The 14,396-nt window shown below is 45.3% G+C and carries 12 protein-coding genes; 5 read left to right on the forward strand and 7 right to left on the reverse strand.

Going from position 1 to position 14,396, the window contains the following annotated elements; all coding sequences use genetic code 11:
• Both GVO60_RS12915 and maiA read left to right on the forward strand, forming a co-directional pair.
• Window positions 1–1,011 carry a fumarylacetoacetate hydrolase family protein gene (locus GVO60_RS12915; protein ID WP_159654651.1) on the forward strand — a complete coding sequence of 337 codons (1,011 nt, stop codon included), beginning with the start codon at window positions 1–3 and terminating at the stop codon, window positions 1,009–1,011.
• Complete coding sequence (maiA, locus tag GVO60_RS12920; RefSeq protein ID WP_159654653.1) at window positions 1,011–1,667, forward strand: maleylacetoacetate isomerase; 657 nt, start codon at window positions 1,011–1,013, stop codon at window positions 1,665–1,667. The genes GVO60_RS12915 and maiA overlap by 1 nt, the downstream gene beginning before the upstream one ends.
• A gap of 61 nt (window positions 1,668–1,728) precedes the next feature.
• Here maiA and GVO60_RS12925 read toward each other — a convergent pair whose 3' ends face one another.
• The 5 genes from GVO60_RS12925 to GVO60_RS12945 form a co-directional block, all read right to left on the reverse strand.
• Window positions 1,729–1,911 (reverse strand): hypothetical protein, encoded by a 183-nt coding sequence (locus GVO60_RS12925; protein ID WP_159654654.1) that lies wholly within the window; start codon window positions 1,909–1,911, stop codon window positions 1,729–1,731.
• Between the two features lie 169 nt (window positions 1,912–2,080).
• Window positions 2,081–3,115 carry a tetratricopeptide repeat protein gene (locus GVO60_RS12930; RefSeq protein ID WP_159654656.1) on the reverse strand — a complete coding sequence of 345 codons (1,035 nt, stop codon included), beginning with the start codon at window positions 3,113–3,115 and terminating at the stop codon, window positions 2,081–2,083.
• Window positions 3,116–3,232: 117 nt separating this feature from the next.
• Window positions 3,233–3,901, reverse strand: coding sequence for a YiaD family glycine zipper/OmpA-like lipoprotein (locus GVO60_RS12935; protein ID WP_159654658.1), 669 nt, complete (start codon window positions 3,899–3,901; stop codon window positions 3,233–3,235).
• 133 nt (window positions 3,902–4,034) lie between these two features.
• Window positions 4,035–4,718, reverse strand: coding sequence for a DUF2786 domain-containing protein (locus GVO60_RS12940; RefSeq protein WP_159654660.1), 684 nt, complete (start codon window positions 4,716–4,718; stop codon window positions 4,035–4,037).
• Between the two features lie 165 nt (window positions 4,719–4,883).
• On the reverse strand, window positions 4,884–5,564 hold the full coding sequence (locus GVO60_RS12945) for a DUF3334 family protein (RefSeq protein ID WP_159654662.1): 681 nt from the start codon (window positions 5,562–5,564) through the stop codon (window positions 4,884–4,886).
• Between the two features lie 201 nt (window positions 5,565–5,765).
• Between GVO60_RS12945 and ydiJ the strand changes: the two genes are divergently transcribed.
• From ydiJ to GVO60_RS12960, 3 genes are all read left to right on the forward strand, one after another.
• On the forward strand, window positions 5,766–8,798 hold the full coding sequence (gene ydiJ / locus GVO60_RS12950; RefSeq protein ID WP_159654664.1) for a D-2-hydroxyglutarate dehydrogenase YdiJ: 3,033 nt from the start codon (window positions 5,766–5,768) through the stop codon (window positions 8,796–8,798).
• Window positions 8,799–8,862: 64 nt separating this feature from the next.
• Entirely contained in the window at window positions 8,863–9,324 is a 462-nt protein-coding gene (locus GVO60_RS12955; protein ID WP_159654666.1) for a methyltransferase family protein, read from the forward strand.
• Window positions 9,325–9,437: 113 nt separating this feature from the next.
• Window positions 9,438–11,051, forward strand: coding sequence for a S1 family peptidase (locus GVO60_RS12960; RefSeq protein ID WP_159654668.1), 1,614 nt, complete (start codon window positions 9,438–9,440; stop codon window positions 11,049–11,051).
• Window positions 11,052–11,108: 57 nt separating this feature from the next.
• Here GVO60_RS12960 and hutH read toward each other — a convergent pair whose 3' ends face one another.
• The gene (gene hutH / locus GVO60_RS12965; protein ID WP_159654670.1) at window positions 11,109–12,641 is read right to left on the reverse strand and encodes a histidine ammonia-lyase; all 1,533 of its coding nucleotides are present in this window, start codon (window positions 12,639–12,641) and stop codon (window positions 11,109–11,111) included.
• A gap of 25 nt (window positions 12,642–12,666) precedes the next feature.
• A complete protein-coding gene (hutU, locus tag GVO60_RS12970) occupies window positions 12,667–14,364 on the reverse strand; it encodes a urocanate hydratase (protein ID WP_159654672.1) in 1,698 nt (565 codons plus the stop codon).
• Window positions 14,365–14,396: the final 32 nt, after the last annotated feature.

Genomic DNA, 14,396 nt, shown 5'->3' on the forward strand with positions numbered 1-14,396 from the left:
ATGAAGTTAGCAACCCTAAAGAATGGTCGTCGAGATGGTTTACTGGTGGTGGTCAACAAAGCACTCACCAAATGTGTTGCTGTACCAGAAATCGCGGAGACTTTGCAATACGCATTGGATAATTGGGAAAAGTTAGAGCCTCAATTGAACGAAGTGTACATCGCTCTTAACGAAGGCGAGTTAACGCAAGAGATGACATTTAGCCAATTGCAATGTGAATCGCCATTGCCGCGAGCTTATCAGTGGGCGGATGGTAGTGCCTACGTTAATCACGTTGAGCTTGTTAGAAAAGCGCGTGGTGCTGAAATGCCACCAAGTTTTTGGACCGACCCTCTAATGTATCAAGGTGGATCAGACGCGTTTATTGGTCCTAGAGATGATATTCCTTTAGGTAGCGAAGAGTGGGGCATTGATTTCGAAGGTGAAGTTGCCGTCGTGACAGGTGATGTGCCGATGGGCGCGTCATTAGAAGAAGCGGCTTCGGCGATTAAATTGGTCATGTTGGTGAATGATGTATCGTTGCGTGGATTAATTCCTAATGAGCTCGGAAAAGGTTTTGGCTTTTTCCAATCAAAACCATCTTCTGTTTTCTCGCCTGTTGCTGTGACGCCAGATGAGTTAGGTAACGATTGGGATGGGGGAAAACTGAATCTTCCGCTGTTTTCACACTATAACAATGAGCCGTTTGGCAAGCCCAACGCAGGCGTCGATATGACGTTCGAGTTTCCGCAGTTGGTCGCACATGCTGCGCAAACGCGTCCACTATCGGCTGGTGCGATTATAGGGTCGGGCACCGTGTCGAATAAGCAAGGTACGGATCACGGCACCGCGATTTCTGAAGGTGGTGTTGGTTATTCTTGTATTGCTGAAGTGCGAATGATTGAAACTATCCGAGATGGGAAGCCATCGACTAGTTTCATGAAGTTTGGCGATCGTATTAAGATGGAAATGTTGGACAGCCAAGGTGAGTCTATTTTTGGCTCGATTGATCAGCAAGTGGTGAAGTACTAATGTCTAAACTGACTCTCTATGGATATTGGCGCTCATCTGCCGCATACAGAGTTCGAATCGCACTGAATCTTAAGCAGCTCGCTTATCAACAAAAATCAGTGCATTTGGTTAAAGGAGGCGGAGAGCAACACTCCGCTGACTTTCAAGCATTAAACCCTAGCGAACTCGTCCCTGTATTAGCCGATGGAGATGTGCGGCTTAATCAATCGTTAACGATCATTGACTACCTTGATGAGCAATACCCTAATGTGTTGCTAACGCCAGTAGATAAAGAAAGACGTTACTTGGTTAAAGCGCTCGCTCAAGATATTGCGGTTGATATCCACCCACTGAATAACCTACGAGTATTACAGTTTTTGACTCAACATCTTGATGCGCCAGATGCTGTGAAGAAAGAATGGTATCGCCATTGGATTGAAGTTGGTTTCGCAAGCCTAGAAAAAAAACTGGCAACGGCACATGGCCTTTATTGTGTCGGGGATGAAATAAGCTTGGTCGATGTTTGTTTAGTCCCCCAAGTTTATAACGCTGAGCGCTTTGAAGTGTCAATGAAGCCATATCCTATCATTCAAAAAGTGACGCGGTCACTCGTTCAGCACCCTGCATTTGAGCAGGCAGCGCCTGAAAACCAACCTGACGCGATCGTATCTACATAACCCTCACAACGCAAAAGGCCACCTTAGTGGTGGCCCAGTTTCCTGATAGCAGATGCAGTTTTTAGCGCATCGCTTGCTGACGTTCTCTCTGTGCGAGTTCAGCGATATTAAATTGACGAACATCCAGTGTCGCTAGGTCATTGCACTCTTTACAAGAGTGGTGACGCAAGCCGTCAACATAATCGTGCGAAGTTAGTAGGCTTGGTTTCTTACACCAATCGCAAATGCCTTCGATAGTAAACATAGTGTTCTCCCCACCTTTATACTTAGGTGTCATTATCGCGGCGTATTATGACATGAGGAGTCTTGTTAAGTTAACTATTTGTTATGGTTAATGGGAGGGTGATCGATTGCGCAGCCCTGTAATTTCGAGTGTGTCGGAAAAAGCAACAACAACCAATGACTGTTTGTAACTATTTATTAACAGTGTTGAGTATCACTTTAAGCGCACCATTTAGCCGTTTCATATCTTCTTCACTCCCTTTAAGGTCTGGGTGGTAAATTTTGCACAGCTGTTTGTAACGCACTTTAATTTGTTTGCTATCTGGAATTGAATCAGGCTTATAACCAAACAATGCGCACGCCAACGCCAATTTTTGATTTTGTGGGGAGACTGGCGCTTTTTGCACTGGCTGTGAGGAGATCGCTTGTTGCTTTTTAAACTGTCGGTAAAGTGTTTCCAATTGGCGTTTTTGCTGCTTAAGCGTGGATTCGTACTGCCTAATCTTGTCCTCAAGCTGTTTTTTCTGCTTCAGTTCGTCTGACTGAGACGAGAGTGAGTTCTGAGCCATTTTTCGAATGCTCTTCAAGTGCCAGAAAAGTAAGCCGATGAAGGCAAAGCCAAGTGTAATAGCAATATAAATGATTGAGTTACCGCTGCCACTACTGGCATTCTTTGATTGGGCAATAGGGCTTAACTCTATCGAACTATCATCAAATGCGACTTCCAACTGGTCAATTGAAGAAACCTGTTTTGCTCTTTGAGCGTTGAACTGTTTTTCGAGAATTCGAGCATACCCTTCTTCCGCTTCGCTACTATTTGGGGCAGATAATTGGTACCAGATCTCCGCGAGATCGAGATTGGATGGTGTACTTTGAGTCGTCTCATAAAACTTTGCTAAGGCGACTTGAGCTTGAACATTATCGTTAATGGCGAGCTGAGTAAGCCAATAGATTGCTTTTTCAGGCTGGCTCTTATTTGAGGAGCTGTCCAAGTAAAGATTCGCGAGATCAATAGCGGCGATTTGGCTACCGGATTGCGCTGCTTGCTCTAGCCAATAGATAGCATCAGCACGAGAAGCCGCAACACCGTCACCATTGGCCAGCTTGTTGCCAAGAATGATTTGTGCTTCGACATTTTGGTTTTGTGCTTGCGTTGTTAGCGCCTCGATAGATTCAGCGAAACTGAATTGAGAAATGCAAAGTAAAAAGAGGGCAACAAATTTCAAGGTATTCCCTTACAGCGGATAAGCGTTTAATTCTATAGTTTAAATCATTTGGCGCACAAATAAAAAAAGCGGCTTCCAAAGAAGCCGCTTAATTGATTGAAACTTGTTATACCGCGATTACTTGAGAGGTAAAATCTGAATTTCAACTCGACGGTTACAGGCACGACCTTCAGTCGTCTTATTTGTGCATAATGGGTAGCGTTCGCCGTTACCACGAGCAATGGCACGTCCAGCGGCAACACCTTGACCGACTAGGTATGAACGTACTGATTCAGCGCGGCGCTCAGACAGGATTTGGTTAGTTGTATCGCTACCTGTGCTGTCGGTGTGACCTTCGATCACTAGACTAGTATCTGGGTATTCAACAAGAATACGAGCCACACCGCGCAGTGTTTTGTGAATACTTGGATCTAGGTCGTAAGAGCTTGAGTTAAAGCCAATACCGTTCTCTAAACGTAGCAGTAGTTGGTTTTCGCCAACACGTTGAACTTGCACGCCAGAATTCATTAGCTCTTCACGGAGAGCAGCTTCTTGTTGGTCAAAGTAATAACCAACGCCGCCGCCAACAGCTGCACCACCAGCGGCACCGATTAGTGCGCGCTTACGACGATCTTTCGCGTCATCACCTGTTGCAACACCGATTGCTGCACCGGCAATAGCACCAATGATCGCACCAGAAGTTGCTGAATTAGTTTCAGACTCACCAGTTGTAGCGTTTTGACGTTGAGTTGCCTGACAACCAGAAAGTGCGATAGCAACAGCAAGGGCTAGTGTAATTTTTTTCACAAAAACATCTCCATGTATCCTGCTTCTAATAAAACAGCATTTTTAATTCGAGGGGGAATAAACCCTATAGAGCTCTGTATGTCAATAGTGGAGAGTTTATTTGACTAAACCTTAACGCAAGCTGAACGAAGCCTTAACGAAGCATTTTCGGGGCTTGAGCGCCGTCAATTGGGCGGTTAACAGAAACCGTTCGACCTTTTTTTAGACCTACTTCGTAGTCTTCAGTCAGGTTTTTCATCGCTTCACGAAGCTGTTGCTTAAAGGTTTCTCTGTCGATGTTTTGGAATTCTTTGTCGATATAATCATCTATTTTTTTCGCAGATTCTTCATCTGGACTAATGATTGGTAGCTTTTCTAGTGCACCTTCAACCCAACCTGAAAGGAAAGAATTGACGCGACGTGTCACTTCAGCCGAAGAGGTACCTGTACCTGCAAAACTGTTACGGAATCGACCAGTTTGCTCGTTCATCTCTCGGTAGATAATGTCAAAGGCAAAAGCAGCAAAGATCGCGCGATCAGCTTCGCCGATGAATTCAGCACGTTTAAGGCCTTTGTGGTTAAGCAATACCGCTTCCACGCCAAATTTCGTGTTGATACCACGGATAATGCGCAAAAGGTTTGAACCGATGTTGGCAGGCAATAGGTGTGTCGATTGAGTTTTGCCCATTTTGATAAACTCAATATCGTCTTTATCAAGACCATATTTAAGCATCAGACTATGCGCCATTTTTATTGCATTGGCAGCTTCATTAACGTTAGCTGAGTTTCCAAGCTCTAAACATTTGGCAATTTTTTTAAGGGCTTTTTGCTTATTCATCGACAACTGCGAAGTACCTATATTTTTCGAAGTCGACCATTTTAACGTGTTCTGAGGAAAAACGGAAACAAGATGAAGAGATATTGGAAATGAGAGTCTGAATTGAAGGAAGGAAAATACCACCGAAAAGCGGTGGTATTGGATATTTGTTTTTGTTGGTTAACGTTAGATACCTAGTTCATCCAACAAGTCACTGGCGTTGTCGTTGGTTTCTTTTTTTGGTTGCTCTTTTGGAGTCATGCTTTCGCGAGCTTTCTCTAAAATCGTATCCGGACACTCATCTTCAACAGTTTCGAACTCTTCTAGTTGAATAAACTCTGTTTTATCCATAGCAAGCTCAAGATAGAAAATATTTCCTTTCTCGGTAGAGAAGGTCACGCGGCGCGCTTGTGGGCGGTCAAGATTCGTATCGACAGACAAGATCACTTGTTTGTTCAGGGTTAACATTTTTGGTTGGTTCTGAGTGATGTGAGTTTGCAGATCTTTACGTACTTGGTTAGTAAAATCACCCACCAGTTGGTTCATTAGTTCACCCAAAACATCCGCCACTTCATCTGAAGTATGCAACACAGCTAGCTCTTCTTCTGGCATGCCCATGTTGCGCATGTAGTTTGTGTAGACTTCCAAGGCAGCTTTGGCAGTAAAGTTGATGACAACCAAACCAGAGAATCCGCCATCAAACAGCACGAAACAACCAAAGTCTGGTTTTAGGCTTGTCTTTGTTATTTTCTGCACCATTGCAGAATAGTTTATTTGCGAACTAGTTGCTGAAGTCAGTACGCCTGATACCGATTGGCAAAGCTTTAATAAGATGTCTTCAGTTGTGATAATTTTATTTTTCTTCATTGATGATTCGCTCATAAAAGCACTCTAAATCAAGTCCATGATTTCTAAGTGTGGAAAAGAATTGCAATAAGTTCCAATTTGACACTGCATTTCTGTTTTGATCACCCTTTTAAATGTTGTAAAGTGACCTAATTCAAAAATTATAACTTAATGTATAGAACCCAATGCTGATTGGATCAGCGTAGTAGGGGCAGGAAGCAAATGTTACCAAGATTACACTCTCAAGCAGATGTCGATCCCATCGTTCTCAAATTTCTGGATAAATTACGCCAATCTGGCTTTACCGGAGATATTGAAAATCAATACTCGAGCCGTTTAGCTGTCGCGACCGATAACAGCGTTTATCAACAATTGCCGCAAGCGGTCGTTCACCCCAAATCAACACAAGATGTTGCCCTTATTGGTAAGCTTAGTTGCGATCCAGACTATGAGCGCATTACCTTCTCACCTCGTGGTGGTGGCACCGGAACGAATGGACAGTCACTGACGAAGGGTATTGTTGTTGATCTTTCTCGTCATATGAATCAAGTGCTTGAAATCAATGAGCAAGAAGGTTGGGTTCGTGTTCAAACAGGCGTGGTGAAAGATCAGCTCAATGATGCTGTTCGTCCATACGGTTATTTCTTTTCTCCGGATCTCTCGACCAGTAATCGCGCAACGTTAGGCGGCATGATCAATACGGATGCTTCTGGCCAAGGTTCTTTGAAATATGGCAAGACTTCTGATCACGTGTTATCTCTGCAAGCGGTTTTTGCCGATGGTTCGATTCTAGAATCAGATCTGTCACATGGGCAGCCGGAAGAAGGCGAGTACGCTTATGAAGCACTTCAAGTCACAGAGCGTGTTTGTCGTGAGAAAAGACCGCAGATCAATGCTAAGTTTCCTCCCCTCAATCGATTCTTAACCGGTTATGATTTAAAAAATGCACTGGATGAAGAGTCTGATCAGTTTGATTTAACTCGTGTCTTGTGTGGTGCCGAAGGTTCACTTGCTTTTATCACTGAAGCAAAGCTCAATTTGACACCGATCCCTAAAGCGCGAACTTTGGTCAACGTTAAATACAACACCTTTGACTCAGCATTAAGAAATGCTCCGTTTATGGTCGATGCAAAAGCTCTTTCGGTGGAGACAGTCGACTCAAGGGTTTTGAATCTAGCTAAGCAAGATATTGTTTGGCATACAGTGAGTGACCTACTAACCGATGTACCTGGCAAAGATATGCAGGGCATTAATATGGTGGAATTTGCGGGTCAAGATACCGAAGAGGTTTCTGAACAGGTCTCTGCACTAACAGCACGCCTCGATGAAATGCTTGAACAAGGTGAAGCGGGCATTATTGGCTATCAAGTGTGTGATGATTTGCCAAGCATTGGCCGTATCTACAACATGCGTAAAAAAGCTGTGGGTTTGTTAGGGGCGGCCAAAGGTCGTGCTAAACCAGTCGCATTTGCTGAAGATACCTGTGTACCGCCAGAAAACCTTGCTGATTTTATCGCTGAATTCCGTGTACTGCTTGATGAAAAGCAACTTAACTATGGCATGTTTGGCCACGTTGATGCTGGTGTTCTCCATGTGCGCCCAGCTTTGGACCTATGTGATCCTCAACAAGAAGCTTTAATGCACGAGATTTCTGATGAAGTGGTTAAGCTGGTGACCAAATACGGTGGCTTAATGTGGGGGGAACACGGTAAAGGTTTCCGTTCAGAATATGGGCCAGAGTTTTTTGGTGAGGAGCTGTTTACTGAGCTGAGAAGAGTGAAAGCGGCTTTCGACCCTCATAACAAGATGAACCCGGGTAAGATATGTACGCCGCTTGATAGCGATGCTGAGCTGGTTAAAGTGACCGACACCAAGCGTGGTTACTATGATCGTCAAATTGATGTGAAAGTTCGCGACAGCTTTAAGCAAGCGATGGAGTGTAATGGTAACGGCTTGTGCTTTAACTACGATACGTCTTCACCTATGTGCCCATCAATGAAGGTAACTGCTGATCGCAGGCATTCGCCGAAAGGCCGTGCTGGTCTAGTTCGAGAGTGGTTGCGTCAACTGACAGAACAAGGCATTGATATTCTCGATCTCGAAAAACAAGCGCTTGAAGATTCTTCTTCCATTAAATCCATGCTAGATCGAGTACGCAATACGTTTAATAAGCGCCACGAGTATGACTTCTCGCATGAAGTTCATGAGGCAATGAATGGATGTTTAGCGTGTAAGGCGTGTGCGAGTCAGTGTCCGATTAAGGTTGATGTACCAAGTTTCCGTTCGCGTTTTTTGAATATCTATTACTCACGCTATCAGCGTCCTGCGAAGGATTATCTCGTTGCGAACATTGAGACAATGTTACCGCTGATGGCGAAAGCGCCAAAAGTGGTTAATGGCGTCCTTAAGCAGAAGTGGGTTCAAGATTTAACAGCATCAACAGTTGGATACGTTGATGCCCCTCTGATGTCAGTGCCAACATTAACTCACCGCCTGCAAGGTCTTAAAGCGTTTGATTTACAAGCGCTAGCTGCTTTATCAAGTGATGATAAACGTAACCATGTGGTGATTGTTCAGGATCCATTTACCAGTTACTACGATGCTGAGGTGGTGGAAGATTTTGCTAATTTGGTGATTAAACTTGGTAAAACCCCAGTGTTGTTACCGTTTAAACCAAACGGCAAAGCGCAACATGTAAAAGGCTTCCTCAAGCAGTTTGCCAATAATGCTGCAAACACGGCAATGTTCTTACAACAGGTAGCGGATCTCGATATTCCTCTGGTTGGCGTGGATCCTGCGCTGGTGCTCTGTTATCGAGATGAGTACACAGAATCGCTTGGTGATAAACGCGGGGACTTTGAAGTGCTGACTGCACATGAATGGCTGGAGCCACGTTTAAGCGAGTTCGACTTATCTTCCGAGAATGATAGTGAGCCGTGGTATCTATTTGCGCACTGTACTGAAAAAACCAAAATGCCAAACGCGGAAAAAGAGTGGGGCGCAATATTTGCTCACTTTGGCGCGCGTTTAAATACAGTGCCTGTTGGCTGCTGTGGTATGGCGGGGACGTTTGGTCACGAAGTCGATAAACTAGAGATGTCGAAGGATATCTACGGATTGAGTTGGAAGCCAAACCTTGAGCAGTTACCACAAGATCGCTGCTTGATCACGGGATACTCTTGCCGAAGTCAAGTGAAGCGTTTTGAAGGAGTGAAAGCTAAGCATCCTGTTCAAGCTTTGCTGACTTTAATTTAAATCGACATAGCCCAGTGAGAAACGCTGGGCTATTTTGTATGGAAACAAGGAGTCGATGAAACCTATGGATAAGTTAGAACGTAAAATCCCACCTGTGGGGGTCTTTGTTATTTTGCTTGTCGTTATCAATAAGGTAGCGCATGAGTTTATTCAACTTAACGTCGCTCTGCCCCTACCTTCTATTGTATTTGGCCTATGCTTCGTTGTAGCCGGTATTATTGGGCTCGCAGGCGTGTATGAATTTCGCCGTGCAAAAACCACAGTTAATCCGGTAAAAGTTGAAGACGCATCATCCGTTGTTGATACCGGAATCTTCGCCTATACCCGAAACCCTATGTATTTAGGTCTATTTCTACTGTTGCTTGGTTATGCCTATTGGCAGCAAAATCTACTCGCTGTTGCCTGCTCGTTTTTATTTGTGCTGTATATGAATCGATTTCAGATTCGCCCAGAAGAGCAAGCACTTGAAAAATTATTTGGCGCTCAGTATCTAGATTACATGCAACGAGTCAGACGTTGGATATAAGTACGTCGCAAAATTACTTTTTGAAATAATTCACCATGCCTTGGCGTATTTAGTGAACAAGATTTAGTCCGTATCATCGAACCAATGTATATGATGTAAAAGGATAATTGTTCATGATACGTATATTAGCAACTCCGATGATTGGGGCAGCGGCGCTCCTCTCTCTTCCAGCTCAAGCTCAAGATATTACGCCAAGAATTATAGATGGTGTGGAGGCATCTCAATCTGATTGGCCTTATATGACAGCGCTTGTATCTAAAGGTCAATCTGCGACCGATGGTCAGTTTTGTGGTGGCAGTTATATTGGTGACCGATATGTATTAACTGCAGCACACTGTGTTGAACAAATAACCGCAGGTGATATAGATGTCATCGTAGGTATTAATGATTTAAAGAAGGAAGGAGCGGAAGGATCCCGCCTTAGTGTTAGTAAGATTTATCTTCATCACGAATACACTGCCAATTCATTAGAAAATGACGTAGCAATCCTAGAACTGCCTCGAAAGCTTAGTGCCAATGAGGCAATCCCTGTTGAACTGGCGAATGTGAATACGCGTGGTGAAACATACGTAGGCGCTCCGCTTACGGTAGCTGGATGGGGCTCAACGACCCCAGAATATGGAAATCACACTGCGACAGATCAGTTACTTGAGGTGACAGTACCAATGGTGAGCCAAAGTGAGTGTGCTACGGCTTTCCCTTGGGTTTTGAATGATGAGAACTCAGCCAAATTCTGTGCAGGCACAAACACGGAGGGGTATGACTCTTGCCGTGGTGATAGTGGTGGGCCACTTGTCGTCGAAAGTACTGGTATCCAATTAGGTATTGTTAGCTATGGCTCTTTGAGGTGTGGAGAGCAAGGTAGCTATGGGGTTTACAGTAACATTAGTTACTTAAATAATTGGATTGAACAGCATAGTTCTGGCTTTAGTTATGTTCGTGAGGAGTTTGCAGGTTACCGCACTCCGGGATCTTTGGAACATGATTTTGTCTTTCAAAACTTCTCCAATGACGCTGTTGTATACAAAGGTGTAGCGCGCAATTGGTTATCTTCAGATTTCACCATTGTAGCCAACTCATGCCGCGAGGATACGCCGCTTTCTTCAGGCTCGCAGTGTGTCGTGAGAGTATCAAAAAACAATCCTCACGATTATGGAGAAACAACACTTTCTGTTGATTTTTCATATGAACAGAATGGTAAGAGATATACGGTAGATTCAATTGCACATTTTGAGGTGGCTGATGAGTTGCACGAATCATTGGCAGATGCATTGTCACTCTCTAATGGTGAAACGCTCTATTCGAACGAGCACCCTTGGCAGGTTACTTCTAATGGTTTGCGCTCAGCGCCAATTAATGACAATGAACGTTCGACGTTAATCATTGACGGGTTGGCACCTGGTATTTATTCGTTTGACGCAAGAATATCTACAGAGTTTGTAGACTACGTTTATCTTTATATCAATGGTCAGATAATCGATGGAATTGGAGGGGAACACAATTTCAATCAGCAAATTCAGTTATTCAATGAGTCAAATCGCATTAAGTTTGATTACGTTAAAGACGGCTCTATTAGCGAAGGAGATGATGCTGTTTATATCACTAACTTCCGAAAAGGTGTTAAGACTTCGTCAGGAAGCACGAATACGAGCGGTGGAGGCGGTGGTGGTAGTCTCGGTTGGCTGTCACTCCTTGCTCTTCTGCCTTTACTTCGCAGACGCCAGTAAAACTAAGCCCCTCAATTGAGGGGCTTATTCGTTGTTACGTCAGGAACTTTTCTTTGGTTAAATGCTTGGCAGAATTGATTCTGGCATCAGGTGATTATGTACCGCTAACTTTAAGAGTGCGTTAGCTTTCTCGATATCTGGCGCGAAGTAGCGATCTTTATCGTAGAAGGTCACTTTCTCACGTAGGATTTGCTTCGCCTCTTCAACGCGAGGTGAAGATTTTAGCGGTGCTCGGAAATCGATTCCTTGCGCGGCAGAAAGGTACTCTACCGCTAAAATACCGCGAGTGTTTTCTGCCATGTCTCTGAGTCGGCGACCCGCAAATGTGGCCATTGAAACGTGATCTTCTTGGTTCGCAGATGTTGGCAGGCTGTCTACTGATGCAGGGTGGGCGAGTGTTTTGTTTTCACTCGCTAACGCTGCAGAGGTGACTTGAGCAATCATGAAACCTGAGTTAACTCCACCATTATCAACCAAGAATGGTGGCAGCTTACTTAATGCACTGTCAATCAACAGAGCCATGCGGCGCTCAGATAAGCTGCCTACTTCTGCAATGGCGAGAGCAAGGTTATCGGCGGCCATTGCAACAGGCTCTGCGTGGAAGTTACCACCCGAGATAATATCGCCATCTTCAGCAAACACCAGAGGGTTATCAGATACAGAGTTTGCTTCAATCTCTAGGATGTCTGCCGCATTACGAATTTGTTGTAGGCAGGCGCCCATCACTTGCGGTTGGCAACGAAGTGAGTATGGGTCTTGAACCTTTTCACATCCTGTGTGCGATTCACCAATTTCACTCTTAGCGTCGAGCATGTGACGATACGCAAGCGCGGCGTCCATTTGACCTCGATGACCACGAACGCGATGAATGCGAGGATCAAACGGTCGGCGACTACCTAAAGCAGCCTCAACCGACATAGCCCCACATACCGTTGCAGAAGCAAATAAATCTTCAGCCGCGAACAAGCCTTCTAAAGCAAACGCGGTAGATGCTTGAGTACCATTGAGTAGAGCCAAGCCTTCTTTAGGGGCCAGTGTAATAGGTTCAAGGCCAGCAATTTGAAGCGCTTCTAAGCCAGAGATGATCTTACCATTGTGGCGTGCTTCCCCTTCACCAAGTAGAACTGTGCTCATGTGGGCTAGCGGGGCTAAGTCACCTGAAGCGCCGACAGAGCCTTTCTGTGGTACACATGGATAAACTTGTGAGTTGACCAAGTCTATCAAGGCTTGAATGACTTTCAGACGAATACCTGAGTAGCCACGAGATAGGCTATTGATCTTAAGGACCATCATCATGCGCACCGTTTCATCTGACATCAGTTTGCCGATGCCTGCCGCATGAGAGAGAACAATACTTTTTTGCAGCGTCTCTAAATCTTCTGGCGCAATGCGAGTATTGGCGAGTAGCCCAAAACCTGTGTTGATGCCATAAACTGTTCGATCTTCGGCAATCACCTGTTCAACAACTTTGGTACTCTCGTCAATCGCTGGAATCGCCTTTGGGTCGAGTGATAGATTGACAGGGGAGCGGCTAACCTGACGCAGTTCTTTTAAGCTAATCTGTCCTGGCTTTAGCTGTAACGTTAACATCTTCATATTCCTTACTTCAGGTTGCTTACTTAAGCTTTTTGAGTTCTTCGTTGAGCATCGGCAAATCTAAACCTTGCTCAGCTGCGCAATTTTTCGCGATGTCGTAACCCGCATCGGCATGGCGCATAACGCCAGTTGCAGGGTCATTATGTAGGACGCGAGCGATACGTTCGGACGCATCGTCACTGCCATCACAACAGATCACCATGCCAGAGTGTTGAGAGAAGCCCATGCCAACGCCGCCGCCGTGGTGCAGGGATACCCAAGTTGCACCGCCTGCCGTGTTGAGAAGCGCATTCAATAGCGGCCAATCAGAAACAGCATCGGAACCGTCCATCATGCCTTCTGTTTCACGGTTAGGGCTTGCAACTGATCCCGAATCTAGGTGGTCACGACCAATAACGATTGGCGCTTTAAGCTCACCATTTTTAACCATCTCGTTGAAAGCTTGACCAAGACGCTCACGATCTTTCAGACCAACCCAGCAAATACGCGCCGGTAAGCCTTGGAATTGGATACGCTCACGAGCCATATCTAACCAGTTATGCAGGTGAGGATTGTCAGGGATCAGCTCTTTTACTTTCTGGTCTGTTTTGTAGATGTCTTCTGGATCGCCAGATAGGGCTGCCCAACGGAACGGTCCAACACCTTCGCAAAATAAAGGTCGAATATAGGCAGGAACGAAGCCTGGGAAATCGAATGCATTTTCAACTCCTTCCTCTAAAGCCATCTGACGGATGTTGTTGCCGTAATCAAGGGTCGCTGCGCCACGTTCTTGAAGCTCTAACATTGCTTTCACTTGCACTGCCATCGATTCTTTTGCCGCCTTCACTACCACTGCTTCATCTTTTAGACGCATCTCAGCGGCGTGTTCCATTGACCAGCCAAGAGGTAAGTAGCCGTTAAGGGGATCGTGTGCAGAGGTTTGGTCTGTCACCACATCTGGCGTAATGTTGCGCTCAACCAGTTCAGGGAAGATGTCTGCTGCGTTTGCTAATAGACCCACAGATACTGGAGTCTCTGATTCGTAGATGATTGCCAAAGCTTCATCTAGGCTTGTCGCTTTTTTATCGACATAACCAGTGCGGATGCGGTAGTCGATACGTGATTCGTCACATTCAACCGCGATCATTGAGAAGCCTGCCATGGTTCCTGCGAGAGGCTGAGCACCACCCATGCCGCCAAGACCACCCGTTAGGATCCAACGCCCTTTTGGCTCGCCGTTAAAGTGCTTTTTAGCGACAGAGACAAAAGTCTCATAAGTGCCTTGAACAATGCCTTGAGAGCCGATGTATATCCAACTACCAGCCGTCATCTGGCCATACATCATCAGGCCTTGTTTATCGAGCTCGTTAAAGTGCTCCCAATTAGCCCAATGTGGCACCAAATTTGAGTTGGCGATCAGAACGCGCGGCGCATTTTTATGGGTTGGAAAGACACCGACAGGTTTACCAGATTGCACTAATAAAGTCTGATCATCTTCAAGACGCTCAAGTACTTCTACGATCTTGTCATAACATTCCCAGTTGCGCGCTGCGCGACCAATGCCGCCATAAACAACCAAGGCGTGCGGGTGCTCCGCTACATCTGGATCTAGGTTATTCATCAACATACGAAGTGGGGCTTCCGTTAGCCAAGATTTCGCTCTTAGAGTGGTACCGTGCGGAGCACGAATAGTGCGGCTGGTATCAAGGCGCTTATCTTCAACTTGGCGCTGTGTCATGGTCAGACTCCTTGTGATTCACGTTATTTAAG

The sequence above is a fragment of the Vibrio atypicus genome (assembly GCF_009811315.1).
Taxonomy (GTDB): Bacteria; Pseudomonadota; Gammaproteobacteria; order Enterobacterales; family Vibrionaceae; genus Vibrio; species Vibrio atypicus.

Bases quoted from the DNA above. Each gene is read 5' to 3' on its own strand.
- GVO60_RS12915 (WP_159654651.1), top strand. From the start codon at position 1: ATGAAGTTAGCAACCCTAAAGAATGGTCGTCGAGATGGTTTACTGGTG.
- maiA (WP_159654653.1), top strand. From the start codon at position 1,011: ATGTCTAAACTGACTCTCTATGGATATTGGCGCTCATCTGCCGCATAC.
- GVO60_RS12925 (WP_159654654.1), bottom strand. From the start codon at position 1,911: ATGTTTACTATCGAAGGCATTTGCGATTGGTGTAAGAAACCAAGCCTA.
- GVO60_RS12940 (WP_159654660.1), bottom strand. From the start codon at position 4,718: ATGAATAAGCAAAAAGCCCTTAAAAAAATTGCCAAATGTTTAGAGCTT.
- GVO60_RS12945 (WP_159654662.1), bottom strand. From the start codon at position 5,564: ATGAAGAAAAATAAAATTATCACAACTGAAGACATCTTATTAAAGCTT.
- ydiJ (WP_159654664.1), top strand. From the start codon at position 5,766: ATGTTACCAAGATTACACTCTCAAGCAGATGTCGATCCCATCGTTCTC.
- GVO60_RS12955 (WP_159654666.1), top strand. From the start codon at position 8,863: ATGGATAAGTTAGAACGTAAAATCCCACCTGTGGGGGTCTTTGTTATT.
- GVO60_RS12960 (WP_159654668.1), top strand. From the start codon at position 9,438: ATGATACGTATATTAGCAACTCCGATGATTGGGGCAGCGGCGCTCCTC.
- hutH (WP_159654670.1), bottom strand. From the start codon at position 12,641: ATGTTAACGTTACAGCTAAAGCCAGGACAGATTAGCTTAAAAGAACTG.
- hutU (WP_159654672.1), bottom strand. From the start codon at position 14,364: ATGACACAGCGCCAAGTTGAAGATAAGCGCCTTGATACCAGCCGCACT.